We start from the raw sequence: 24726 nt of genomic DNA on the forward strand, positions 1-24726 counted from the left end.
GTTAGTGAAAGTCCCGGCTGCGCACATCCAGCCCCTGCAACAAGGGGCTGATGTCCTCCAGTCGTCGGGCGATCAGGTGCCGCACCCCGCTCTCCTGCTCCAGGCACCCGCTCACCTTGAGCAATTTCGAGCCCACCAGCGCCCGCCGCTGGCGCTCGGCCAGGTCGCGCCAGACCACCACGTTGACCATCCCGTGCTCATCCTCGAGGGTGACGAAGGTCACGCCACTGGCGGTCTGCGGGCGCTGCCGGCCGACCACGATGCCGGCCACGGCAATCGTGTCGCCATGCTCGACCCCCGCCAGTTCCGTCGAGCTGCGACAACCCAGCGCCCGCAAGCGTGAACGCAGCAGGGTCAAGGGATGCGGTCCGAGGGTGGTGCCCAGGGTGTCGTAGTCGGCGGCCAGGTCCTCGGCGACACTCGGCAGCGGCAACATCACCGCCTGCTCGGGCACGGAGTCGACCTCGGCAAACAGCGGCAACTGCGCCTGCACCGCCGCCACCTGCCAGCGCGCCTGGTGGCGGTCACCGGCCAGCCCGCGCAAGGCCCCGGCATCCGCCAGGCGCGCACGGGCCCGAGCGTCGAGCCCGGCACGCAGGCACAGGTCCTCGACGTCGCGCCACGGACGCTGTGCCCGCGCCTGCGCCAGGCGGCGGGCATCGTCTTCCCCGAAGCCACGAATCTGACGCAGCCCCAGGCGGATGGCCAGCGCGCCCTCACCCACGGCTTCCAGCGTGCAGTCCCAGTCGCTATGGAACACATCCACCGGGCGCACTTCGATCCCTTGGCGGCGCGCCTCCTGCAGTAGTTGGTCGGGGCTGTAGAAGCCCATCGGCCAACTGTTGACCAGCGCGCAGGTGAAGATCGCCGGCTCATGGCACTTGAGCCAGCTGCTGGCGTAGCACAGCAGGGCGAAACTGGCGGCGTGGGACTCAGGAAAACCGTAGCTGCCGAAGCCCTTGATCTGCTCGAAGATGCGCTCGGCAAACGCCAGTTCGTAGCCATTGCGCAGCATGCCCGCGATCAACCGCTCGCGGTGCGGTTCCAGGCCGCCATGGCGCTTCCAGGCAGCCATGCTGCGGCGCAACTGGTCGGCCTCGCCCGGGCTGTAGTCGGCGGCGACCATGGCCAGCTCCATCACCTGCTCCTGGAACAACGGCACGCCCAGGGTGCGCTCGAAGACGGCCTGGAGTTTTTCCGATGGATAGGTAACCGGCTCCTGCTTGAGCCTGCGGCGCAGGTACGGGTGGACCATGTCGCCCTGGATCGGCCCGGGACGGACGATGGCCACCTCGATCACCAGGTCGTAGAACTTCACCGGCTTGAGCCGGGGCAGCATGGCCATCTGTGCCCGCGACTCGATCTGGAACACGCCCATGGTCTCGGCGCGGCCGATCATGGCGTAGGTGGCCGGGTCCTCCTTGGGCAGGGTCGCCAGCGTGTACTCGCGCCCCCGGTGCCGGGCGATCAGGTCGAAGCAGCGGCGCAGGGCGCTGAGCATGCCCAGCGCCAGCACATCGACCTTGAGCAGGCCGACCATGTCCAGGTCGTCCTTGTCCCACTGGATCACCGTGCGCTCGGCCATCGCCGCGTTCTCCACCGGCACCAGCCGGTCCAGCGGCTGCTCGGAGATGACAAAGCCGCCGGGATGCTGCGACAGGTGCCGGGGAAAGCCGATCAGTTCCCCCGCCAGCACCAGGATGCGCCGCAGCGAGGGGCTGTGCGCGTCGAAACCGGCCTCGGCCAGGCGCCCGGCATCGGGGATGCGATCACTCCAGCGCCCGCAGCACTTGGCCAGGGCGTCCACCTGGTCGGTCGGCAGGCCGAGCACCCGGGCCACGTCGCGTACCGCGCCAGCGGCATGGTAGCTGCTGACCACGGCGGTGAGTGCCGCACGGTGCCGGCCGTAGCGGCGGAACACGTACTGGATCACTTCTTCACGGCGGTCATGCTCGAAGTCCACGTCGATGTCCGGCGGCTCGTTGCGCTCGCGGGAGAGAAAGCGCTCGAACAACAGGCGATGCTCCATGGGGTCGAGCTCGGTGATGCCGAGGACGAAACACACCACCGAGTTGGCCGCCGAACCGCGCCCCTGGCAGAGGATGCGCTGGCGGCGGGCGAAGGCGACGATGTCGTGGACGGTCAGGAAGTAACTCTCGTAGCCCAGTTCCTCGATCAGTGCCAGCTCCCGCTCCAGCACCGTGCGCACCTTGTCGCTCGGGCCCTGGGGCCAGCGCTCGGGCAGGCCGCGCCGGCACAGTTCGCGCAACCAGCTGGCCGGGGTCTGCCCTTCGGGCACCAGTTCCCGTGGGTACTGGTACTTCAACTGTGACAGGTCGAAGGTGCAGCGCCCGGCAACCTGGGTGGTCTGCGCGAGCAGGTCGGCGGGGTACAGCTCGCGCAGCTGGTCGAGCGACCTCAGGTGACGCTCGCCGTTGGCGAACAGGAAGCGCCCCGCCTCGGCGACCGCGCAATGTTCGCGGATGGCCGTCATGCAGTCCTGCAGTGCCCGCCGCCCGCGCACATGCATGTGCACATCGCCGCAGGCCACCAGCGGGATATCCAGTCGTGCCCCAAGGGCGCGCAGCTGCGCCAGGCGCTGGCCGTCATCGGCCCCGCGGTGCAGGTGCACCGCCAGCCACAGGCGCTCGCCGAACAGCGGCCGCAACCAGGCCGCGTCGCCATCGTCGGGCTCGGCCACCCACAGCGCCAGCAGGCCCTGGTGGTGGGCCTCGAGGTCCTCGGCGAGCAACTGGTAGCTGCCCTTCTCCAAACGCCGCCGGGCGCGGGTGATCAGCGCGCAGAGGTTCTGGTAGCCGACAAGGTCCCCCACCAGCAGGACCAGCTTCGGCCCCTGGTGCACCCGCACCTCGCTGCCGACGATCAGCTTCAGCTGATGCTGCTTCGCTGCCTGCCAGGCCCGGACAATCCCCGCCAGCGTGCATTCGTCGGTGATCGCCAGGGCCTGGTAGCCCTGCTCGCGGGCGCGGCGGAACAGTTCGTCGGCACTGGAGGCGCCGCGCTGGAAACTGAAGTTCGACAGGCAGTGCAACTCTGCATAATCCGGGCTGTTCATGCGAACCAGCCCTGCAACCACAGCGGCCCGGGGCTCGCCAGGTCACGAAAGGCCCAACCGCGCAGGCCGTCGCGGGTCTCGATGCGGTAGTAGTCACGGCGCACGTCGCCACCGTCCCACCAGCCGGACTCGATGCGCTCGGCCTGCCCCAGCAGTTGCAGGCCGGTCTCGCTCAAGAGCTGGGGTGTGGGCAGCAGCCAACCGGGACGACGACCAGGAGCCATCACCCGTTGGCCCTGGGCGCCCTGCTCCACGCCTTGCCAGGCGCACTCGGGGCGATGGTCGGCTGCGGCGCGCAGGCCCCTGACCGCCTCGTCACCGAGCCGTGCCCGCAGCCGTTCACGCAGTTGCTCCCAGGGCTGGGCCTGCTGTGCACGCGGGTCGAACAGCGCCTGGCGTTGCGGCACGAATGGCGGCAGGTCGGCGGCCAGCAGGCGCAGGTTGCGTACCGGCGCCGGAATACGCAGCGGCTCCAGGCGACCACGGGCCAGCTCGAACAGCAGCGAGGCGTCGCGCTCGGCGGCCAGCAGGCCGACCTTGAGCACGGTGTCCGCGCCTTCGGCGTGCTCCAGATGCAGCTCGAAACGCTGCACGCCGCAGTCGCGCCCGGCGAGGAAGGCCGCCAGGTCGCCGATGAGGCGGCGCAAGGGGAACAGCAGCGCCTGGTGCGACTCGACATCGAAATTCAGCTCCAGCCGCGCCTCGAAACGATCAGGCGGCTGGTAGAAGTCCAGCCCCAGGTTGCGCAGGCCGAGCAGCTGATCCAGGTGCAACTGCACCTGGACACTGAAACGTCTGGCCAAGGCATCGCGCGGCAATGCCAGCACCTGCCCGAGCCGGTGCAGGCCCATGCGGGCGAAGGCTTCGGCCGCCTCGGCGGGCAGGCCGACACGCTCGACGGGCATCTCGAGCAAGGCGGCGTGGGTGGCCTGCGGGCAGGTCAGCGCCAGGCCGTCATGGCCATTGGCGAGCATCCTCGCCGCCACCGGGTTGCTGGCCACGACAATGCGCTGACGTAGCCCCAGCGCCGCCAGTTCCTGGCGCAGGCGGGCCTCGAACAATGGCCAGGGGCCGAACAATTGCAGGCTCGAGCCCACCTCCAGCAGCAACGCCCGCGGATAGTGCAGGCTGACCTGGGCGCTGAAGCGGTAGGCCCAGGCTGCCAGCAACTGCTGCAACTGCTCGATGCGTGCCGGCTCGACCTCGACACAGGTGAAACCGTCGGCCAGGGCGCGGGCGGCGGTCAGCGTCTGCCCGGCGCGCAGGCCCAGCTCAGCGGCCGCCGGGTTGACCGCCCGCAGCACGCGGCGCTGGGGCGGCCCGCCGAGCAGCACCAGCGGTGCCTCGGGGTCGTCGCGTTCGCGCAGGACGGTGTCCAGCGCCAGCTGTGGCAACAAAATGCAAGCCCAGAGCATGGCGCATCACTCCCGCCCCGGGCAGGCGATGGGCGTGGCCGGCGCCAGGCCGCCCCGGCACTTGAGCACGCGCCATTGTGCCGGACGCAGGTCGAGGGCGATGCGCAGGGCGGCGGGTGATGGGTTCAGCGCGGCCTGGTGCGGGCGACAGGCAAACGCCAACGCGTCGCCTGTCTCCGCGGCCACCTGCAGGCGGCGCAGGGCACGATCGTCGGCATACCCTGGCCAGCACAGCACGGCGGCGCAACTGCCCGAGCGCAGGCACTGCTCGGCCGCCCACAAGGCATCGGCCGCCTCGGCATCGACCAGCACCAGCCAGCGCAGGTCCACCCCGGCGGCCTGCCAGGCTGGCGCGTAGGGAATGAATGGCGGCGCCACCAGCACCACCCGTTGCCCCTCCCCGGTCAACCGGGCGAGTGTCGGCCAGAGCAGTTGCAGCTCACCGCAGCCGGGGCTGGCCAGCAGCAGCTCGCTCAGTGCCGCCGCCGGCCAGCCGCCTTCCGGCAGACGATGGTCGAGGCTGGCATGCCCGGTGGGTTGCAGGCCCTGCGGACGCGCCAGGGACTGCCGCCCACGCCATACCTGGCGCTGGTCGAGCAGCCGGTCGAGTTCGACCACGGCGCCCATCAGTCACGCCTCAGCAGGCCGCAGAACACGCCTTCGATGAAGAACTCGTGCCCGGGGGTCACGTCGATGGGGGCATAGGCCGGGTTGCGCGGCAGCAGGCGATAGCCATCGCGGGTGCGCTGCAGGCGCTTGATGGTCACCTCGCCGTCGAGCCGGGCGACCACGATCTGCCCGTCGCGGGCCTCGCCCTGCTGGCGGATGCCGACCAGGTCGCCGTCGAAGATGCCGTCATCGATCATCGAATCGCCGCGCACCTTGAGCAGGTAGTCGGGGGTGCGCCGGAACAGGCTGGGGTCGAGCAGCAACTGCTCGTGGATGTCGAGGTCGGGGCCGATCGGCGCACCGGCGGCGACCTGGCCAAGTACCGGGATCTCGAGGATTTCGGGCCGGCGCAGAGGCTCGGCCAGGCGGATGCCACGCGCCTGGTTGGGCGTGACGTCGATGAACCCGGCCTGGCTCAGGGCGGTGATGTGCTTGCGCGCCACGCTGCGCGAGGCGAAACCGAAGCGCTCGGCGATGTCGGCCAGCGATGGTGGCTGGCCTTGATCGGTGATGCGCTCGCGGATGAAGCCGAGGATGGCGCGGCGTTTGGGGGATAAAGTGTCCATGGAGTACATTTGTACTCTTTTTTCAAAACACTGAACAGTCCCCTTCGTCGCCGGCCCTCCCCGCCTCGCAGTGATCAGAACTGAAAAGGCCAAAAGGCGGTAAGTCAAACCCCCAAATCGACCCTACCGCACATTCCCTAAACATTAGTTCCAGGCCGCCCACCACCATCGCGTGGTCTCAGTCGTTCCGCCTGGTCCTCTCTGTGTCTACTGTGTCATCGGGGGATGCTCCTAGGCCGTTGCGTGAAAGCTCCACACCCGTGGCGTACATACGCTTCCGCTGAACGACCGCCCTTGCCACGTCGACCATAAAAGCCACACAGCTATGGCTTTGCTTACTGTTGATTTGGGGGCATGCTGTTAACGAAAGGTCGCGAGGGGAACAAGTCATGAACCAAGAGGCATTTCAAATAAGCGCGCTGTCAGCTGCTGAATTGGCTGATTACCTACGCAACACGAAAGGGACAACCTCTCCAGGGGAACGTTACGCCAGGGCTTTTGGCCTCAACCCAGCTGAGTTTGACGTTTACCTCGCTACGTATCGCAAAAGCCAGTCAGATGGTGCAACCACGACTGACTCCGAAGCAGCGCTACGCTTCATAACAGATGTCCTACGTGTGGTTCTGACGGTGACTGAGACCGGTGCGACTATCGAGCAAGCAATTGGCTGGTTCCGCCAAGATCAATTGTTAACTTTCGAGGGGCGAACTGCGGAGCAACTAGTCAGTCAGGGCCAAGTTGAGCAGGTGCTGCAATTTCTGGCCTCCTGGCAGGCCGGGAGTCAAGGATGAGTAACGACGCCTACCTACAGACCGGCCAGCAACCGAACTATCACTTATGCTATCGAACCATCCTTTGCGCCATGGATGAGCGATACGACATACGCGGCTATGTACTAGCGGAAATGGTGAAAGCATGTCTGAAGCACCGAGCCTGTCTATCTGCGGCCCAGCGCGAGTGCTTTATGCGATATGCGCAACCGGAGGCGATCCTCTATCTCGAATATCTAACGGCCAATTTATTGTTTGGCCCACAGGGACGCTTTTCACCCAAGGAGTATCATTATTCACAAACAGCAGATATCAATCAGTTTCGAGGCCTCTGATGAAAAATGAAAAGAGCTAGCGCACAGGACATCGGACAGGATCAAACTCGCACTTACTCGGAAGCCGATTAATCGGAGTATCATCCGCGAGCTGTAAGAAAGGGGTAATGGTACAACCTTGATCAACCAGCGCCGTTTTGCACTAATCTGGAACCCGTTCACCATTATCCGCCAGACAAAGAAGGCGAGGTGGTTGGGCCTGGGCATTTTGTCTTTCACTCTAGGTTAGCGGATCGCAACGTCCGATCAGCCGCACATTAGTAATGATGCGATGGTCCCTGGAGGCACCCCCAATCTTGCGTTCAAATCAACGGGCAGCGATTTCGCCCAGTCGGCGTCAAGATAGTCGCCTTCTTCATTGCACGAGTGACAGCGACACGCATGGCTAAACGGGCCTGACGCACGCGATCCGGGGTTGCTTCGGTCGGCAAGAAACGCCCCTTCATCACTCCCTCATAAAGAATGACCTCTGTGAATTCCTTTCCCTTCGACTTGTGCATGGTCATCAGATGGAGCCCCTTCCAGTCCCTGGTGACAGCTTGAAAGTGGTCCTGAATAAGAGCATCCCGCACCAGCTTCTCTGCTCCTGAATAGCCTTCAGCTGAGCGCCACATCTCGCTCAAACGGCTTCGAAGTAGCGACCCCTTCCCAAGCAAGCGCACATACCGACCATCTATACCGATCTGCTTGAAAACCTGCTCGGTGCTTGAATCCAGAAATTGTCGTGCGGCAACCCAGTCAACTTGGGGGTCGCCAGTCAATTGCAACTCAAGACGCTGGACTGCAATAAGCTGTGCGGCAGCAAGAACCCGCTTGTGCGGCGCTCGACGAAGTGCTTGCCCACCGAACAACTGCTCCAGAGCGAGTACCAATTCCAAGTGAGCCTTGCTTGGGGCTTTCTCGCCTTTCCTGCCACGCAGATGAGCACATAGGTTTCTAAGAAGTCTTTCAGTAATGAGTTCAGCATTCGCGCCACCTTCCAGCAACGCGGCGATCGCCGTAGCAGAGAGCGCTGCTGCCTCCTGGTCGAACGCCACCTCATGGGAAAGCCTGGGCAGATTGTCCGCATCACTCGAAAGGTACGCAGAAACCTCAGCCATGAAGCTTTTGCTGGGAACCAGAATGGCTAGTGACCAATCACGTCCGTCTCTATTCAACCGTGCTATAGCAGTCAGAATGGCAAATTTGAAAGCCCGATGGAGCATCCCCTTGCGCGGCGCATAGGGTGTAACCGACACATGGGTGTAGGCTCTGCCCCGATTTACTCCTGCCAGCAGATCGTTGCCGAACTGGACGATGTCGGTCCCTGTGCTCCGGTGATTTTCCATTCCAAAAGAAAAGGAGGCGGGGCGGTAGGCCTGTTCGAACTCTTGAATCCTGCTAGCACTGGCACCGCGGAATTCGTAGATTCGTTGTTCCGGATCAGCTAAAGCCAGCACCTGGCTATGCCGAGTCAACGCCCGAATGAAACGCCACTCATCCTCGTTCGTGTCCTGGAACTCGTCGAGTATGATCAGTGGATAGCTGTTGCCGTAGATGCGCTGCAGCGACTGGCTTCTCTCCAGCAACATGGCAGCATTGCTGGCGAACAGGTCGAAGTGCAACAGTCCCTCCTCCTCGAGCAGCCTGATTTTCTCCAAGGCTATCTGTTCTTCGCTCAATGTGGACAATCGCGCAGCAGCCTCTGGCGGAGGAAGAAGCGATAAGGGTCGCCCGTTGCGGAGCAAGTAGCCATGGCTGCGCAGCAAATTCCACGTGAAGCCATGATAGGTGTTGACCTCGAGCCGAGCCTGCTCAAGTTTCGGCAGCATTTTCCCGGCCTGTTCCGCAACCCTCGCGACCGTTGCCCTGGCGAAGCTCAGGAACAGTACCTGCTGATACTCTGTGAGGTCTAGTCGGCCTAGAAATGCTTCAGCTTTGAGCAATGCGACTGTGGTTTTCCCTGAGCCAGGGCCGCCCATCACCACCAGATGTCTGGGTGACTCGATAACATCCCGTCGAGACTGATCAAGCACCATCATCTGTTAAGGCCCAACCAAATCGAGAAAGTCATCATCCAGTTCCGAAAGTTCAGGCTCGGGCTTCTTGGGAACAATTGTGGCTGTAATGCTCTCGAGGGTGCTGACAATGAATTCCGGGAGTTGATGTCGGGTCATGGCGGTACAAAGTAAGCTGGCAGCAGCACCATCGCCTTTCCAGCGCTTCAGCAGCACCCCTAGAATCGCTGCTACCTCATCCTTCGTGGCATCAGGGCCCGGGGCCTTGTCCTTTAAGTCTGAAGGCCAAGCACCGCTGTCGACCAGAGACGCAACCCAGCCACGCAACACTTCCTCATCGGTTCCTTTGAGAACGACGTTCTCGAAACCTTTCTCAGGCGCTTGATAGGGGTAGTCGACCGACGCCCTAATAGCTTCCAATTGCTCGGGTGCCTGCTCGTCGAAAACGGCATAGACCTTCTTCCCGAGCCTGCGGTAGTAGGCACCCATCGGAGCGATCAGCGAGTCAGTCGTCGCATCGATGATTGGGATGCCCAACGCCTCAAGCGGCATGAAAGACTCCGGCTCCTGCAGATGAAGCAGTCGCGCTACGGCGGGCCAAGCGTCATATTCCGTCCGGCCCTCGGCAATCAGCACCCGACGTGCCAGAAGGGCCTCACAAACACGCAGCCGCATGTCTTGCCGGTACATTTTTGCTTTGATGCCCGGCGGCAGCCCTGCAGGCATAGCACTCAAGTTTCCATCGTTTCGGCTGATAACGATTACCTGCTCGGGGTCGAACTCTTCGAGCACGTAAGGCGAATGCGAGGTAAACAGCGCCTGGGCTGACTTGCTGCGCACACCGTTGATGATGCGTTTTTGAATATGCGGCGGGATTGCTATCTCTGGCTCCTCCATCGCAAAAATCACGTTCTGCTTTAGCTCCGCGATCAGTGACAGAAGTGCCAGTACCATCATGTTAACAGTACCGGTGCCTTGGCTCTGGAATGGTGCTGCATGCGCTTCGCCATCACTGCGCTGCGCACCGGTTACCATGAAGACAGTTAACGCTTTTCGCAGAGACTCGCGAGTCAGTTGCGTGACACGCATTTGGGGATCGCTACCATCATCGCTGGGCATGTAGCCGCGGATCGAGGCCTGAACATCCGCCAGGATGTCGTTGATCCCGATCTCCGGATCAGCTGCAACCTGCAACTGTCGAAGCTCAACCAAGAGCCCTTCCCAGATTTTGAAGTTCTTGTCGTCCTGTAACCGCAAAATGATGTCCAAGAGCGAACCACGCTCAAGGCTCAACGCACGACTGCCGGTTCGGATCGTGCGCAGATACAGAAATCCACAGACACGCTTATCGGCAGTTCTGAAGAAATCGTAGGACCCATCCTGTTTCATCGGCGAACAGAAGTAAGTGGTACCAGTGAAATCATCCTCATCGGCATCATAGCTGCCGATAAAAACGACGCGCAAACAGGCCTGAACCATCTGCTCGTCAGTACTCTCTGCTGGCGGGCCTCCGAGCAGATCTTCCGCGCCGTTATCCCACCACTCGATGTGATCCCTAAAACGCATTTCCTGATCCATATTCAGATCAGTGATGACCACTTCTATGGTTATGTTTACTGGCTGCCCCTGCAGATCGACATACTCTCCCGCATAAAAATCGTGCTCATCTATCACTGGCCTACGGGAGAGTCGCTCGGGGCCTAGTACGAGATCAAGCGCCTCTAGGAGCGTAGACTTACCAATGTTGTTATCACCAACGATGACGGCATGTTTGGGCAACAAAACATCCGCACGCTTGATGCCACGGAAATTCTCAATCTGCAGCCGTGCAACCCGCATATCCGTCCGCTCCCGATCCTGTGTAAGCCTCAGACAACAAGGCCAATAGCTATCACACAGTAGTCGAGAAATTGGCCCAATGCCTTCCGTGGGACTGCTTTTGCAGAGCGCGCGCGTTGCGCTCCCTACGAAGCAGATTCGGCATCGTAACCTTGGCAGCCACTGATCCCATCCGACTTGATAAAAGGCCTACTAGGTTAAACGGCGTGACTGGCACATATGCGGAGGCGGCTTGGCATCATCCACGGCTTTTCTCTGAACGCTACTGAGCAGATTTTCAGCAGAGTGGACCTTCTCGGGCGCGATGCCACCCTCTATAGTGGCCATTTGCGAGGCGACGAGGGCTGACCTGATTAAGTTGGCGTCGCCCAGCCCAATTGTCTTGAATAGCAGCGCGCGTACGCGAGCTCACTTCTATTTTCATCAGGAGTTGGATGATGCAGCAGTTCTCTTTGGTCCATGAAGGCATTACCCACTACGCGGATTATGAGGTGTGCGACGACACCCTTCTGGTTTATTTACCAAACGGTGAAATCCGCCGGACCGAGCTTCGTGGCCTGGATGCAGAATCGGCGGCTAGGCCCCATTTGCGCTCATATGTCAAAAACACGCAGGCGCATGGCGAAATACCAGACAACTGATAAGGCACACCGCTAAAAAAACTTTGAATCTTCATTGCAGGGATGCCACATGCCTCAGGTACCGCTCAATCGGGGTTTCCGCCTTGTTCCGGAAACCTATCAGAAGGACGATATTCCAATTGGAGAACTGTTGCTTGCAAGCGCTTCGTCTGACGTCAAGACATGGCCACAGTTGTTCGATGAGTACCGTGTTGTCATTCTCGCCGAAGCTGGCGCCGGAAAGACCTACGAGTTGGAAGGAGCCGCACGACGACTAAAAGACCAGGGTAAAGCAGCGTTTTTTATCCGTATCGAAGACCTTTCGGAGCAGTTTGAGCAGGCCTTCGAAGTAGGATCGGCAGAGGCATTCATCAGCTGGCTAGCAAGTTCCGACGAAGGTTGGTTCTTCCTCGATTCTGTGGATGAAATTCGCCTTACAGCAGCGCGGGTATTCGAACAAGCATTGCATAATTTTGCCGGTCGAGTGGGATCGGCCTGCAATCGCGCGCACATTTATGTGTCGAGCCGCCCATATGCCTGGCGCCCGCAGCGAGACCGTACACTGCTTGAAGCAATTTTGCCGTTTCATGCTGACATGACCACGCTTGAGGGTGAACAAGATGAGCCCAATGTCAGCCTGGTCGCAGACGAAGTCACTTCACAACGGCTTACCGCGCACACCAACGAAGAGCCTCTCCCCACACTCAACATTTACCAAATGACCGCGTTATCGGTCGAGGACATCCAGACTTTCGCGGAGTGCAACGAAGTTCCGAATAGCTCGACGTTCTTGCATGAACTGGAGCGCAGTAATCTGTTCACGTTGGCACAACTGCCGTTCGACTTGCGCGACCTGATCCACGCCTGGAAAACCGATCAGGTGTTGGGGAGTCGGTTGAACATCCTGGAGCAAAGCGTTACCCGGCAGTTAAGCCAAGCAGAATTGTGTGCACCTTCGCTGACACTCACACGTCTGCTGGACGGCGCCCAATTGCTTGCCATCGCAGTAGTCCTGACTGGCATCGCTAACGTGCGGTTACAAGCTACAACTACCGGTGACGGCATCGACCCGATGGTGTTGCTGCCCGAATGGTCTGCGGCCGAACGCCATGCTCTGCTCACCAGCGGGCTTTTTGGGGAGCCAGTCTACGGAGAGGTGCGTTTCCGCCATCGCGAGGTACGGGAATTACTCGCCGCGCACTGGATCCAGCAGCACCTGGGTACCGAGACTAATCGCAACGAAATCGAGCCCTGGATGTTTCGTTCACGCTATGGACTGACAGTGCTGAGTGCACGCCTGCGCCCTCTGCTGCCGTGGTTGATTCTGTTCGACGAACGCATCCGTAATCGCGTCATTGCGCACTACCCAGAAGTCGTCGTTGAGGGTGGAGACGCCGCAGCATTGCCACTCAAGGAGCGCGAGGCAACCCTAAAGCGGGTGATTGAACAGATCACAGACCCGCTTGCGTCGCTCAGAGGGCTGGATAACAGTGCAATCGTGCGAATTGCTACCCCCGAGCTGGAACCCTTCACACTCCAGCTCATCGAAGAGCATTTTGAAAATGACCGGGTGATGTTCATTTTGGGACGCCTGGTGTGGCAAGGAAAGATGACTCAGAGCCTTGCGCCGCTAGGCCGTATTGCTGCGGATCCACAACGCAGTCACTACGCTCGTCTGGTTGCAGTTCGCGCAATCGGATGCTTGGCGGACAACGAGCGCCTCAACGAGCTTTGGCGGGCCATTCTGGACAGCGAGGGGGAAATACCCCGCGCGGTCTTTGCTGAGTTGGTCGCGTATGCACCGCCAAAGAAGGTCTCAATTGCCTTCATTCTGGAAACACTCGCCCGATCGGTGGGCTACAAGCGTTACGACTCCAGTGGACTCGCTGGCAACCTGACGGATTTCGTCAACCGCTTGGCTGGCTGCGCAGAACTCACATCAACCGATGACTTGCACGCGTTTGCCAGCGGTTTGCTGAGTTACCTCCAGAAAAAGCCGCATCTGGAGCGTGGGGAGTGCGAGCTTTCGAAAGCGTACTACTGGTTAATGCCAATCGCCTTGCGATGCGTAGAGCACTTGATCGTTAAGCGGGCTCCAGCCGCCATGTCCTCCACGACCCTGAGTATTCTTGCGATGCAATGGTTCGGTAGCGAACTGGGTGACATCAAAGGCGCATTGACGACCCTGGTTCCTGCGTGGCCAGACCTGAACGACGCATTGTTCTGGTGGTGCATCGCGAAATGCCGCGCGCAGCAGGCACGCAGAGGGCAGAGTCTCAAGGACGACTGGCCGGCTGAATGTTCATGGCACTTTTGGGCATTTGATGCAGACAGCTTCCCCAGGGTGTTGGGCTGGGTGCGGCAGCGTCCGTTAGAAGATGACCAGCTTGTCGCGCTGGCGAGGGCCTATCGCATCTTCAATGAGCATGACAAGCCACCACTCTGGCGTGAACAATTACTGGCCAGTACCCATGGCCTTAAACCCTTGCAAGAAACCTTGCAGGCACTGCTCAACCCGATACCAAACCCCACCCTCGTGCGCTTTCAGGAGCAGGAAAGAAAATACCGTCGTCAGCATGCACGGCAGCAAAAGCGAGAAAACACTCAGTGGATGCACTTCATCGAGCGCCTGAAAGCCAATCCCGATCTAGTGCGTCACCCGCCTGGCTTACAACCGAGCGAGGTGAGTAACTTTCAGTTTCATCTGATGGAACATATTCGTGAAGGCTCCGGATCGTCCACGCAGCTCGATGGCAGTAATTGGAGCGCACTGATCCCGGAGTTTGGCCTGGCGGTTGCCGAAGCCTATCGGGATGCCGCCGTCGCTTTCTGGCGTGCCTACCAACCCACTTTACGCTCAGAAGGCGCCGAGCCGAACAGTATTCCCGCGGCGGTCATGTTCGGGTTGACTGGCCTCGCGATCGAATTGAACAACCAGGACCACATTACCAAATTAGACGCGCGGGAAGCGGAGTCGGCCCTGCGCTACGCGCTTTTCGAGCTCAATGGCTTCCCTTCCTGGCTCGATAGCCTCTGCCGACAGCATCTGCCTGAGGCGACCGCATTCTTCTACCGCGAAATTGAGTGGGAATTGACCACCAGCCAGCCCGAGCAACGTCCGTTCTATGTCCTGCACGACGTGGTCTATCATGCGCCCGTGCTGCATTCGACGCTGGCCCCGTTGCTTAAGCAATGGCTGATGAGCCATCAGGTACAGAACCTTGAATGCCTGCGCTACAGCCGGCGCATCATCGGGAGTGACAACTTACCAGCGGCCGAAATCGCCGGACTGGCTTTGGACAAGATCGCCGACCCTGCGACGCCGCGCGAACAATTGCCCATTTGGTACGCGGTCCGTACCGACGCCGACCCGACATTGTCGCTCCGAGCCTTGAGAACAGCCCTGAAAAAGTTATCTCCAGCAGCTGCCGAGCGGTTCGGCGAAACCTTCAGCGTAGAGTTACTGGGAGGCCGGCGGAATGCAGTCCTGAGTATTGGCGGTTTCAACAGTCCAACTTACCTGAAAGATCTGTACCTCCTGATGCACAGCGTTATCCGAGTGAAAAACGACCTTAATCGTGCCGGAGGCGGGGTGTATTCCCCAACGGTACGTGATGATGCTCAGGACGCGCGCGAACGCCTCTTCGGCATGCTCCAGGAGCAATCTTCTGAGATCACCTACCGCGCGATCCTTGAGCTCGCCGAAAAACACCCTGTTCAGCATTTTTGCACCTACATGCGCGCGTGTGCTGTCAGCCGGGCAACCACCGACGGAGATATGCAGCCATGGCGAATTGAGGACGTCGCTGACGCTGCGCGTCGTCTCAATCGGACCAGCACCCTCCTCTCCCCGGCATTGGAGGTAGACCATGCAGTACGTTGATCGCCCCATGACTCCTCCAGCCGCACTCAGCTCCCCCCAAGCCCAGACGTCACGAAAAGCGATGCTGGAGTTTTGGCAGCTGGAGCCTCAGCGGCGGGCGCAAACAAGCGTGCCGGCCATCGGATTTAACCCGGAAGAGCCGCACCTGCTGGAAGCGCTGGCCGACATGAGCGGGCAGCGCTGCGTTTTCTGTGAAGCCAGCACTAAGCTGGTTATTCATCGCTTCCGTCCGCCAGGTAACGCGCTGCCAGTTGCGCGCTCCAGTGACGCGCATCTTTATTACGTCTGGCTTGCCGACGCGTGGCAGAACCTGCTGCCCATCTGTCAAGGCTGCACGCCGATTGAGCCGCAGTTTCCAGTTCGCAGAGCGCGCTGCCGGCCACCAGCACTGGACCAGGTTCAGGCGTATGTCAGCAGCGGCAAAGGGCTTTGGCCTTTTGGCTCGCCCGAAGAGGAGCCCTTGCTGCTGGATCCCACTCAGGAGCGACAGTTTGCCAAGCACTTGATCCCCACACTCGACGGTGAACTGCTGGCAGGCACAACTCGTGGCGAGCAAACCATTGCCATCTTCGACCTCAATCGCTCGGAGCGCCGCGATCAACGCTATCAGGTCTATCAAAAGCGCTTGGAAGCACTTTACACGTGTGTGCTTTCAGGAGAGCTCAAGAAAATTGACCCGCTGGTTGATTTCAAGAGCCTGGAGTTCGGGGGTACGTGGTACTTGCTGCTCCGGCGCCTGCTCGAACATCTGTCGGTCAGAGGCATCGGGCGGAAGTTGGCTGTCGAGCGCGTGCGCCCTGCCCTTTACAAATGGGCTGCGACCCCCGATGCCGCCGCGCTACTGGAACAGGCGCGCCACCTGCTGCAGCGTGAAGACGCGGACCTTCGCGTGCATGGCACGCAGGTGCGGCGCCTGCCCCCGGCAAAAGATGCCGTGATTGCTATTCAAATTCGTAACTTCAAAGCTATTGAGCGTCTGGACCTCCGGCTCAACGAGCCATCGGCAAGCACCGCGGAGCACCATGGAACACTGGCTCCCTCGTTGGTCATTCTGGGTGAGAACGCCACCGGAAAAAGCTCTATTCTGGAAGCCATAGCCTTGACCCTGGTCCCCACGGCGGTACGCAGCGCACTCAATGTGCCCTGGGCTGACATGGTAATTGACCCTGCGCAGCTCGGCGTTGATCAGTTAGGGGAGATGGCGACGGCCCACGTTCGAATCGAACTGACCAATCAACGCTGGGTTCAGTTGAGCATCGACCGACAGCAGCCCACCCACGACAGCGATCTGGGCAACCAGCAAGTCCCTGTCTTTGCCTACGGTGCTTTTCGTCGATACGGTCAGACCAGTCAGCGTGCAACTGCACATACCCATGTACGCAGCCTGTTTGACGGTCATCCGCTCTCCAATCCTGAGCCTTGGCTAAGCAGGCTTCACCAAGATCGCTTTGACATGGTGATTCGCACACTGCGCGATGTCTTGGCAATCGATGGTGAATTCGATGTCATTCAACGCATGCCGGGCACCGGCGCATTGTGCATGGTCACCACTGTGACTGATTTGGACGGTTCAACACGCTTCAACCACACACCACTTCACGCCGTGTCCTCGGGCTATCGGTCGATGTTGGCAATGGTCTGCGACATCCTCAAAGGACTGATGAGTCCGACAGTTTATCCTGGATTCGAGAATTTTCAGGCAGCACGCGGGGTAATCCTGATTGATGAAATCGAAGCCCACTTGCATCCGCGCTGGAAGGTACAGGTGATGTCCCGTCTGCGCGCAGCCCTGCCGAACATGACTTTCATTGTGACCACACATGACCCGTTGTGCTTGCGCGGCATGGCAGACGGTGAAGTCGCGGTAGTGCAACGCATCGCCACTTCGGAGGCTCGGCTGGACAGTCAATTCCCGATGGTCATCGAAAGCATCGCCGGTCTTCCGGCGGTAGCGGAGCTTCGCCTTGAACAGCTACTCACTTCAGATTTTTTCCAGATGCTCTCCACAGACGACGCTTATACCGATCGCCATCTGGCCAATGTTGCCGACTTGATGGCCAAGCGTAGCCGTGGCGACCTTTTAAGTATCGAGGATCAGCAGATGTTGAGCGTTTTCCAACGCGACATCAGCAGTGCCCTCCCCATCGGCTCAAGCGAGGCACATCGCCTCGTGCAGCAGGCTGTCGCCGAATACCTGGCCCGGCGGCGCGCCGCGAGTAGTGAGGCATTGCATGCGTTACGACGTAAAGCCAAGGACGAAATCCTCGCCGCGTTGGAGGACTTGTGATCATGCGTCAGGTCCAGCGTGCGCCTACTCCCGCCTCCCTTCAACTTGGGGCCGCCGGTAGCGATGAACTTGCGCGGGTACGCGTGCACCGCGCCACCCCCGCGCCGGCTGATAAAAAGAAGAAGAGCTTCGAGTACACGGCCTACAAGGGGGATGATGTCCGCCGTGCGTTAGAGAAAATGTTTCACGGTAAGTGTGCGTACTGTGAGACCTTTTATGCCGCTTCGGCGCCGGTCGATATCGAGCATTATCGGCCCAAGGGGGGTGTCACCGAGGCAGCGACGCATGGCGGCTACTGGTGGATCGCCATGCAATGGGAAAATCTGCTGCCCTCATGCATCGACTGCAATCGCAAGCGCGGTCAGGTAATTGTGGAGGCATCCTCAAGTTTGGCCGTTTTGGCCGCCAGCACCTCTCCGCCGTTGACCCAAGCAGGAAAGAAAAACAGCTTCCCCTTGGCCGCCGGTGGGGTACGAACCACTGCCGAAAGTACAGACTTTTCCCTGGAGCAGCCATTGCTCCTCAACCCCTGCAATGACGATCCGGCCGCTCACCTGCTGTACAGCGTGGATCCAGCGCACCCCACGGGGTTGATCGTGCCGACCGGTACCCCAGCGCAGCAAAAGCGCGGTGCTGTCTCAATCCAGGTGTATGGATTGAATCGCCTCAAACTCCTGCAAGATCGCAATCGCGTGCTGCGTAGCATGGAATTCCTTGGCGACCTCATCATTGACCTGGCCACGTCGATCGACGCATTGGAGGCACCGGATGCCGCGCTTCAGCTACAAGGAACGCCCGCAGCCGGTGTTGCCACGCGGCTGCGGCTGTTACGTGACCGCATGCTGCAGGAACTCAAAGCCGCAACTGCACCAGAAGCTCCCTATTCGGCAATGGCCCGGACTTGGCTGGAGGGTTTCAAGCGCCGCTTAGCCATCTGAGTCTCACCGCGGGCGCTGTGGCGGTCTGACTAACTGCCCCGGCACCCCCGCGCCTCCAATTGCAGCGCCACCTGCGCACTGACTCAGCGGCCCAGCAGCAAGATCACTAACATAAGCCCGACAAACAACAGGCCAGCGCTCGTCAGTCCCGCCCGTTTGATCAATTGATCCAGTTTACGGTCCAGCCCCTGCACCTGACGTTCGAGCGTGTCGAGTCGAGTGAAAGCTGACTCACCATTGGCCTGATTGCTACCGGATTCCAGGTCGGCTGAACTGCGATCACTGTGCGTGGCGATCAAGCTCCCGCCTGCCCCGGTAGAGCCGATAGTGATCATCATCAGCAGCATCTTGACGTTATCTGCCCAGGGCGAGCCTTCCAATGCTTTTTTGAACACCAAGTCGTAGGAAAATTGGATCATCACGCCATAAGCAATCAGAAAGAAACCTTTGAGAAAGCGGTCGTCGCGATTGTCCACTAAAAAGATGAAGACGGTAAAAGCGCCCATCAAGTACGCCATTGCGGACACATCAATCCCGAAGAGGCGGTACGTAATCCAGCTCTGGAGGACATTGAGCAACAGGGCCAGGAGCAAGCCCGGTTTGGTAGACAGCCAGTGCCACAGGTTCTTTTTTACAGATGACAACTACCCTACTCCCTCTGTTGGCGGCGAGAGCTACCCGCCTGATTGATGGCAGGTTCATACGCACTGAACCGAATACATTGCGCATGATTTTGAATCACTCGCGGCTTTTCACTGAGCGCCGGGGTCGGCTACCCAGCGCCTCAGCACGGGCTTCAGCTGCGACTGCCCGCTCACGGGCTGCGACCAGTTCTTCGCGCACGGCCTGCAATGCGGATTGCAGGGAATTAACCTGTTCACCCGTGTCCCTTACTTGTTGCTGAGTCTGCTCCAGCTGCGCGGTCGCTAATTGAGCTTGGCTACGCACTACCTGAACCTGCTCGTGAGCATCGGCCAAGGCCAGTTGATGCGCCTCCGCGCTTCGCTGGGCCGCATTGAGCCGGCCCTGGGCGTCCTTGAGTTGTGTGCCCAGTGCCTTGCTTTCCTCGCGGGACCGATCGATTTCGCGATAGGCCCGGTCTTCAACGTCACGGGTGTAACGCTGCTGTTCGTCTCGCGCTCGCTCCGCCTGCTCGCGACTATCGAGTAGCTGTTGCTGAAGCTCAAGCAACTGGTGGCGACCATCATCGCGCTGCGCCTGGAGTTCGTCCCGCTGGCGGTATAGATCGTCGATCTGTGCCTGGCGCTGGGTTAGTAATTGTTCCAAGTCGGCAAGGCGGGTTTCGACGCCTTGCCGTGCGGTAACGGCCTCGGCGGCCTGCTGCTGTGCCCTGGCCACCTCCAGGCGGGCGCGGGCTTCCAGCGCCGCCAGTGTCTCGCGCTCCTCAGCCAGCACCTGACGCTGGGTATCCAGGGCCTGTTCGGCGACACCTTGCGCCATCAGGGTGGCCTGCTGCCAGATGGCCACGAAGGCCTGGGCCACTTCCGTCGGCAATCCGGGCAGGCGCGTTTCGCCGCGCAAGCGCCCGGCCAGCTGTTCCCACCATTGGTCGAGCAAGGCCCCAACCCGCGCCGGACTCCCCCGCCCCAGCTCAAGGCGCACCCGCTCCACCGTCGGCCGCTCGCCACGGGCGAGCACCGCGTCCGCCGCCGCGAATACGTCATTTTCCGGTACGCCTACCGCCATGCCCTACCCTCCACCCATTTAGGTCTGATAATTAAATCTTATCCGACCTTATTAATATAAATCTTATTTTTTATTACGTTTAACGTATTTTATCATACGAAAAAGACAAAAACTTCACTCTAGTGCCAACCTCGTCGTCGGCCAAGAAAAATAAAATGAGGTCAGCAGAGATTGGAATGAGCCCGGCATGTCTGGGCGGCTGCATTTTGTCACTCTTGAGAATGGCACGCTCTGGTGATGAAAGGATTGTCACCGAGCTCTGTCCCGCAGGCTTCAGCCAGCGTTAGAGGACTACTGGTCGAGGCCAGCACAACCCAGCTGGCTTGCAGAATTACAGCCATCACCTAGTCGACGACCAAGCCGGTCGCTCTACATAGAAATTCATTCAACATTCAAATCGAGCGGCAGCCCGTCGGTGACACCACCGAAAGGTTAGAACGGAACCTTGCCTCAAACGCTGCACTTGACCGAAGGCGGTTTGGGCTCCCAGAATTTTCAGGCGCGCTACGCCCCTGACTCAGGGTCGCTAGCCGGAACTCCAGGGGAACGCCGGCTTTCCTTGTCATTGCCAAGACCGGGATTGGTATCCGGATCATCAGGTATGCGAGGGTGGTCAGGTACCTGAGCCCCGTCCTTCAGCTGAGCATCCCGCCGCACATCCCGCCGATTGCTCGCACCGCTAGGGTTTGGATGTTTACTGGATACTGAGTTGTTTGCATCCGCATCATCCATCTCTTCTTCTATGGGTGACGCATCATCAGGCGGCAATGGGACCTCAATCTCTTTGGTCCCGCGACCCTGCGGTGTTTCATCATCACGTTTAACGCCGATGCCCTGCTGCGATACCTTACCGGGAGCGTTTTCATCAATGACCATGTCCTATCTCCGTTCAGAGGCAGATGGTATTTGCACCTAAACTTGAGAAGCGGGCGAGGCTCAGGAGTGCCAGCAGCTAGACAAGTGGCGTAGCAGCTCGTCGAAGTCGGGCCTTTCCGGTTGAACACCGGTCATCAGAAGGGGGCGTCTGTTCATCCGCTTCGGCAGGTAAGAGCTCTTGATCCTCCCAATCCCCTCGATCGCGATCGGCCTGACCGTGACCCGGCCTTTCTGCATCAGAACCTTCCGTCGCTCTGCGGGCACCCCTTCGGTAAACAGCAGGCCGAACACAGGGTGAACAACCAGAAAGGGAGTTTCCCCATGAAAGCAGAAAAAACGTACGCGTTGCTGCTCGCAATGTGCTTGGGTTGCGCGGCGCCACTTGCCTTGGCCGCCACAGACCTGAACGATCAGCGCGCCTCGGGCACGCAACCGCACAGCAACGGGCACATGAACGGCCAAGGCGGTGCGACAGGCTCAGGAACACCAGCCGATGGCATGGGCACGGGTAATGGCGGTACCCATGACAATGGAACGGACAACACGGGAGGTGACGGTACCGATACTGACTCGGGCTCCGGCGGTAACGGGGGGGATGGTAGCGGTGCAGGGCCGGCGAGTGGGAGCGATGGCTCAACCGGTAGTGGATCAGGTGCAGGATCGGGCAGCTAGGTGGAATGGCCAAATGGCGGTGGATCTCCCGTTTATGGCCCGGCGTTTCAGTTTCGCCATTGATCAAGCAACTCACTCAGGAGTGAATGCCATGCCACGCGGTGACAAGGATAAGTATACGGACAAGCAGAAACGCAAGGCCGAGCACATCGAGCAATCGTACGAGGACAAGGGCGTGGGCAAGGACGAAGCTGAAGCACGCGCCTGGGCCACCGTGAACAAACAATCCGGTGGCGGTGAAAAGCCGGGAGGCTCGGGGAGCAGGACGCCGTCGCGCGAGAAGAAGAAAGCACGCACGGATTCAGCCAAGCGCGCCGCTGTGTCTCGCCAGGGGCATTCACGCACTTTGCGCGCGTCGCTGGAATCGCAAAGCAAGGAAAGCCTTCTGAAGGAGGCGCGCAGCAAAGACATCAAGGGGCGCTCGAGCATGAACAGGGCTCAGTTGGTCGAAGCCCTGCAGAAACAGGGGTGATCGGAAAAGGTCGGCGCAGCATAGGGCTCACTAGCCTCACACTCAACAACGCCATTGCGTCATCAACATGCCCTGCATACCGCAGACCGGGTCTTGTTCAGGGCACGGCACCTGAGCGATGCGCGCGACATTGCGCGGGTGTGCTGCGCTGTCGGGCCGCTGAATGTCGTAGTCTTCCTGCCCATGAGGATAGGCGCCGACCACCAGGAAGTTATCGCTGCACTCGATGCAACGATGGCCCGTGCCTGCTGGCAGCACCAGCACATCACCCCGCTCCACGCTCACGCTCTGCCCATATTCCCCGCCAAGCGTCAATCGGGCCCGCCCACAGGCGATCCCGAGTGCCTCGTTGGCGTTAGAATGAAAGTGGTGATAATCGAAGATCCCGTCGCGCCAGAGCGGGGTCCATTCGTGAGCCGCAAACAGGGCCTCGAAGGCGCTGGCAGTATCCCCTGCCTGATCGAGTTTCAGCCGGTAGAGCAGTACCGGAAAACGGCTATTCGGCGTCGCGCCGTCGTCTTCGAAAAACAAGGCCTGCACGCTGGCATCTTCCGTATTCATAAGCGTCATGATGCGCCTCCTGATCGAGTGATTGGTTCACCTTCGAGCCCGTCGGCTGTTGCCAGGTTCCAGCCGGCAGACCGCTGCACAGACCGATGAAACTTTCCTGCCACGTGCCAACTCCAGACGCCTATCGATAACAGAACGGGAGCAGGCAATGACCGGCACGGTAGGCGACTTTCTGGTGGAGCGTTTGTATCAATGGGGCGTGCGGCGCATCTTCGGTTACCCCGGCGACGGCATCAATGGTGTGTTCGGCGCGCTGAGTCGGGCCAATGGCAAGATTCAATTCATCCAGGCCCGCCATGAGGAAATGGCCGCCTTCATGGCCAGCGCCCATGCCAAGTTCACCGGCGAGCTCGGCGTGTGCATCGCCACCTCCGGCCCGGGCGCCTCGCACCTGCTTACCGGCCTGTACGATGCACGCATGGATCACCAGCCGGTACTGGCCATCGTTGGTCAACAGGCCCGTGCGGCACTGGGCGGGCACTACCAGCAGGAGCTGGACCTGCTGTCGATGTTCAAGGACGTTGCCGGTGCGTTCGTTCAGCAGGCATCGACCCCCGAGCAGGTGCGACACCTGCTCGACCGTGCGGTGCGTACGGCCGTCGGCGAACGTCGCGTGACCGCCATCATTCTGCCCAACGATCTGCAGGACCTCCCCTACCACGAACCCCAGAGGGCCCACGGTACGGTGCATTCCGGCATCGGCTACAGCAAGCCTCGGGTCTTGCCGTTCGACGAAGACCTGCAGCGCGCCGCCGATGTATTAAACGCTGGGCACAAGGTGGCGATACTGGTGGGTGCCGGCGCACTGCAGGCGACAGACCAGGTCATTTCAATCGCCGAAAAACTGGGTGCCGGGGTTGCCAAAGCGCTGTTGGGCAAGGCTGTGCTGCCGGATGAGCTGCCGTGGGTCACCGGGTCGATTGGCCTGCTCGGCACCGAACCGAGTTATCAGTTGATGACCGAATGCGACACCTTGCTGATGATCGGCTCCGGCTTTCCCTATTCCGAGTTTTTACCCAAGGGAGGTCAGGCGCGTGGCGTGCAGATCGACCTGCAACCCGACATGCTCAGCCTGCGCTACCCTATGGAGGTCAACCTGGTCGGCGACGCCAGCGAAACATTGCGCGCACTGTTGCCGTTGCTCGAGCACAAGTCAGACCGGCGCTGGCGCGACAAGGTAGAGACCTGGCGTGCGCAGTGGGACAAGACCGTGGCCAAGCGCGCCCTGGTCAAGGCTGACCCGATCAACCCGCAACGCGTGGTCCATGAGCTGTCCCCTCGCCTGCCCGACCATGCCATCGTCACCAGCGATTCCGGCTCCTGCGCCAACTGGTTTGCCCGCGACCTGCAGATTCGCCAGGGTATGCAATGCTCGCTGTCCGGCGGCCTGGCTTGCATGGGCGCAGCCGTGCCCTATGCGATTGCAGCCAAGTTCGCCCACCCGCAACGGGCTGTGGTTGCCCTGGTGGGCGATGGGGCGATGCAGATGAACAACCTCGCCGAACTGATCTCCGTGGCCAAATACTGGCAGCAGTGGGACAACCCTCGATGGATCTGTGCCGTGTTCAACAATGAGGACCTCAACCAGGTGACTTGGGAGCAACGGGTCATGGAGGGGGACCCCAAGTTCGAAGCGTCGCAGACAATCCCTGACGTGCCCTACCATGTGTTCGCCATGTCCATTGGCCTGCAAGGTATCTACGTAGATCGCGAAGAGGACGTTGCCGCTGCGTGGGAGCGCGCCCTGGCGGCTGATCGACCAGTACTGATCGAGTTCAAGACCGACCCGAATGTGCCGCCCCTGCCCCCCCACATCACGCTGGAACAGGCGAAGAAGTTTGCCAGTACCTTGCTCAAGGGAGACCCCGACCAGGCGGGCATCATCGTGCAGACAGCCAAGCAGGTGCTCGGCTCGGTGCTGCCTGGCAAGAAGTAATCGACACCTCGGCGAGCCGGCTGAACGTTTATTCGGCCGGCCCGGTCGCACAACTGAGACGCAGCCGACTGCGCGAACCCTGACCGTGAGGACCTACC

The 24726-nt window shown here is 60.4% G+C and carries 18 protein-coding genes; 8 read left to right on the top strand and 10 right to left on the bottom strand.

Annotated elements, in window-relative coordinates; genetic code table 11:
- Position 1: 1 nt before the first annotated feature.
- The 4 genes from HU735_RS16970 to lexA are packed head-to-tail and all read right to left on the bottom strand — an operon-like array spanning position 2 to position 5735.
- Positions 2-3076 (bottom strand): error-prone DNA polymerase, encoded by a 3075-nt coding sequence (locus HU735_RS16970; RefSeq protein WP_186714451.1) that lies wholly within the window; start codon positions 3074-3076, stop codon positions 2-4.
- Positions 3073-4491, bottom strand: a complete 1419-nt coding sequence (locus HU735_RS16975; protein WP_186714452.1) for a DNA polymerase Y family protein — start codon at positions 4489-4491, stop codon at positions 3073-3075. Before HU735_RS16975 ends, HU735_RS16970 begins: the two co-directional genes overlap by 4 nt.
- Positions 4492-4497: 6 nt before the next feature.
- Entirely contained in the window at positions 4498-5118 is a 621-nt protein-coding gene (imuA, locus tag HU735_RS16980) for a translesion DNA synthesis-associated protein ImuA (protein WP_186714453.1), read from the bottom strand.
- The gene (gene lexA / locus HU735_RS16985; protein ID WP_050705618.1) at positions 5118-5735 is read right to left on the bottom strand and encodes a transcriptional repressor LexA; all 618 of its coding nucleotides are present in this window, start codon (positions 5733-5735) and stop codon (positions 5118-5120) included. Before lexA ends, imuA begins: the two co-directional genes overlap by 1 nt.
- 380 nt (positions 5736-6115) lie before the next feature.
- Between lexA and HU735_RS16990 the strand changes: the two genes are divergently transcribed.
- Positions 6116-6517 (top strand): hypothetical protein, encoded by a 402-nt coding sequence (locus HU735_RS16990; RefSeq protein WP_186714454.1) that lies wholly within the window; start codon positions 6116-6118, stop codon positions 6515-6517.
- Positions 6514-6831, top strand: coding sequence for a hypothetical protein (locus tag HU735_RS16995; protein WP_186714455.1), 318 nt, complete (start codon positions 6514-6516; stop codon positions 6829-6831). The genes HU735_RS16990 and HU735_RS16995 overlap by 4 nt, the downstream gene beginning before the upstream one ends.
- A gap of 302 nt (positions 6832-7133) precedes the next feature.
- Here the strand turns inward: HU735_RS16995 and HU735_RS17000 are convergent, their stop codons facing one another.
- Positions 7134-8852 carry an ATP-dependent helicase gene (locus HU735_RS17000; protein WP_186714456.1) on the bottom strand — a complete coding sequence of 573 codons (1719 nt, stop codon included), beginning with the start codon at positions 8850-8852 and terminating at the stop codon, positions 7134-7136.
- Between the two features lie 3 nt (positions 8853-8855).
- Entirely contained in the window at positions 8856-10667 is a 1812-nt protein-coding gene (locus HU735_RS17005) for an AAA family ATPase (protein ID WP_186714457.1), read from the bottom strand.
- 434 nt (positions 10668-11101) lie between these two features.
- On the opposite strand from HU735_RS17005, the gene HU735_RS17010 reads away from it, so the two are divergent.
- Genes HU735_RS17010 through HU735_RS17025 form a run of 4 tightly spaced genes read left to right on the top strand, consistent with a single transcriptional unit; the run spans position 11102 to position 18395 of the window.
- A complete protein-coding gene (locus tag HU735_RS17010) occupies positions 11102-11308 on the top strand; it encodes a hypothetical protein (RefSeq protein ID WP_186714458.1) in 207 nt (68 codons plus the stop codon).
- A 49-nt stretch (positions 11309-11357) separates the two neighbouring features.
- The gene (locus tag HU735_RS17015) at positions 11358-15170 is read left to right on the top strand and encodes a hypothetical protein (RefSeq protein WP_186714459.1); all 3813 of its coding nucleotides are present in this window, start codon (positions 11358-11360) and stop codon (positions 15168-15170) included.
- On the top strand, positions 15157-17457 hold the full coding sequence (locus HU735_RS17020) for an AAA family ATPase (protein WP_186714460.1): 2301 nt from the start codon (positions 15157-15159) through the stop codon (positions 17455-17457). The genes HU735_RS17015 and HU735_RS17020 overlap by 14 nt, the downstream gene beginning before the upstream one ends.
- A gap of 2 nt (positions 17458-17459) precedes the next feature.
- Entirely contained in the window at positions 17460-18395 is a 936-nt protein-coding gene (locus HU735_RS17025; RefSeq protein WP_186714461.1) for an HNH endonuclease, read from the top strand.
- A gap of 83 nt (positions 18396-18478) precedes the next feature.
- Here the strand turns inward: HU735_RS17025 and HU735_RS17030 are convergent, their stop codons facing one another.
- The 3 genes from HU735_RS17030 to HU735_RS17040 all read right to left on the bottom strand — a co-directional run bounded on the left by HU735_RS17030 (position 18479) and on the right by HU735_RS17040 (position 20978).
- On the bottom strand, positions 18479-19039 hold the full coding sequence (locus tag HU735_RS17030) for a hypothetical protein (protein WP_186714462.1): 561 nt from the start codon (positions 19037-19039) through the stop codon (positions 18479-18481).
- 94 nt (positions 19040-19133) lie between these two features.
- Positions 19134-20102, bottom strand: a complete 969-nt coding sequence (locus HU735_RS17035) for a DNA-binding protein (RefSeq protein ID WP_186714463.1) — start codon at positions 20100-20102, stop codon at positions 19134-19136.
- A 504-nt stretch (positions 20103-20606) separates the two neighbouring features.
- Positions 20607-20978: a hypothetical protein gene (locus HU735_RS17040; RefSeq protein ID WP_186714464.1), complete on the bottom strand. Its 372-nt coding sequence runs from the start codon at positions 20976-20978 to the stop codon at positions 20607-20609.
- Positions 20979-21741: 763 nt separating this feature from the next.
- On the opposite strand from HU735_RS17040, the gene HU735_RS17045 reads away from it, so the two are divergent.
- Positions 21742-22122, top strand: a complete 381-nt coding sequence (locus HU735_RS17045; RefSeq protein ID WP_186714496.1) for a termination factor Rho — start codon at positions 21742-21744, stop codon at positions 22120-22122.
- 42 nt (positions 22123-22164) lie between these two features.
- Here HU735_RS17045 and HU735_RS17050 read toward each other — a convergent pair whose 3' ends face one another.
- Complete coding sequence (locus HU735_RS17050; protein WP_186714465.1) at positions 22165-22692, bottom strand: cupin; 528 nt, start codon at positions 22690-22692, stop codon at positions 22165-22167.
- A gap of 148 nt (positions 22693-22840) precedes the next feature.
- Here HU735_RS17050 and HU735_RS17055 point away from each other — a divergent pair, with 148 nt between their 5' ends.
- Positions 22841-24628 (top strand): thiamine pyrophosphate-requiring protein, encoded by a 1788-nt coding sequence (locus HU735_RS17055; protein ID WP_186714466.1) that lies wholly within the window; start codon positions 22841-22843, stop codon positions 24626-24628.
- Positions 24629-24726: the final 98 nt, after the last annotated feature.

The sequence above is a fragment of the Pseudomonas sp. BW16M2 genome, from assembly GCF_014268865.1.
Lineage (GTDB): Bacteria > Pseudomonadota > Gammaproteobacteria > Pseudomonadales > Pseudomonadaceae > Aquipseudomonas > Aquipseudomonas peradeniyensis.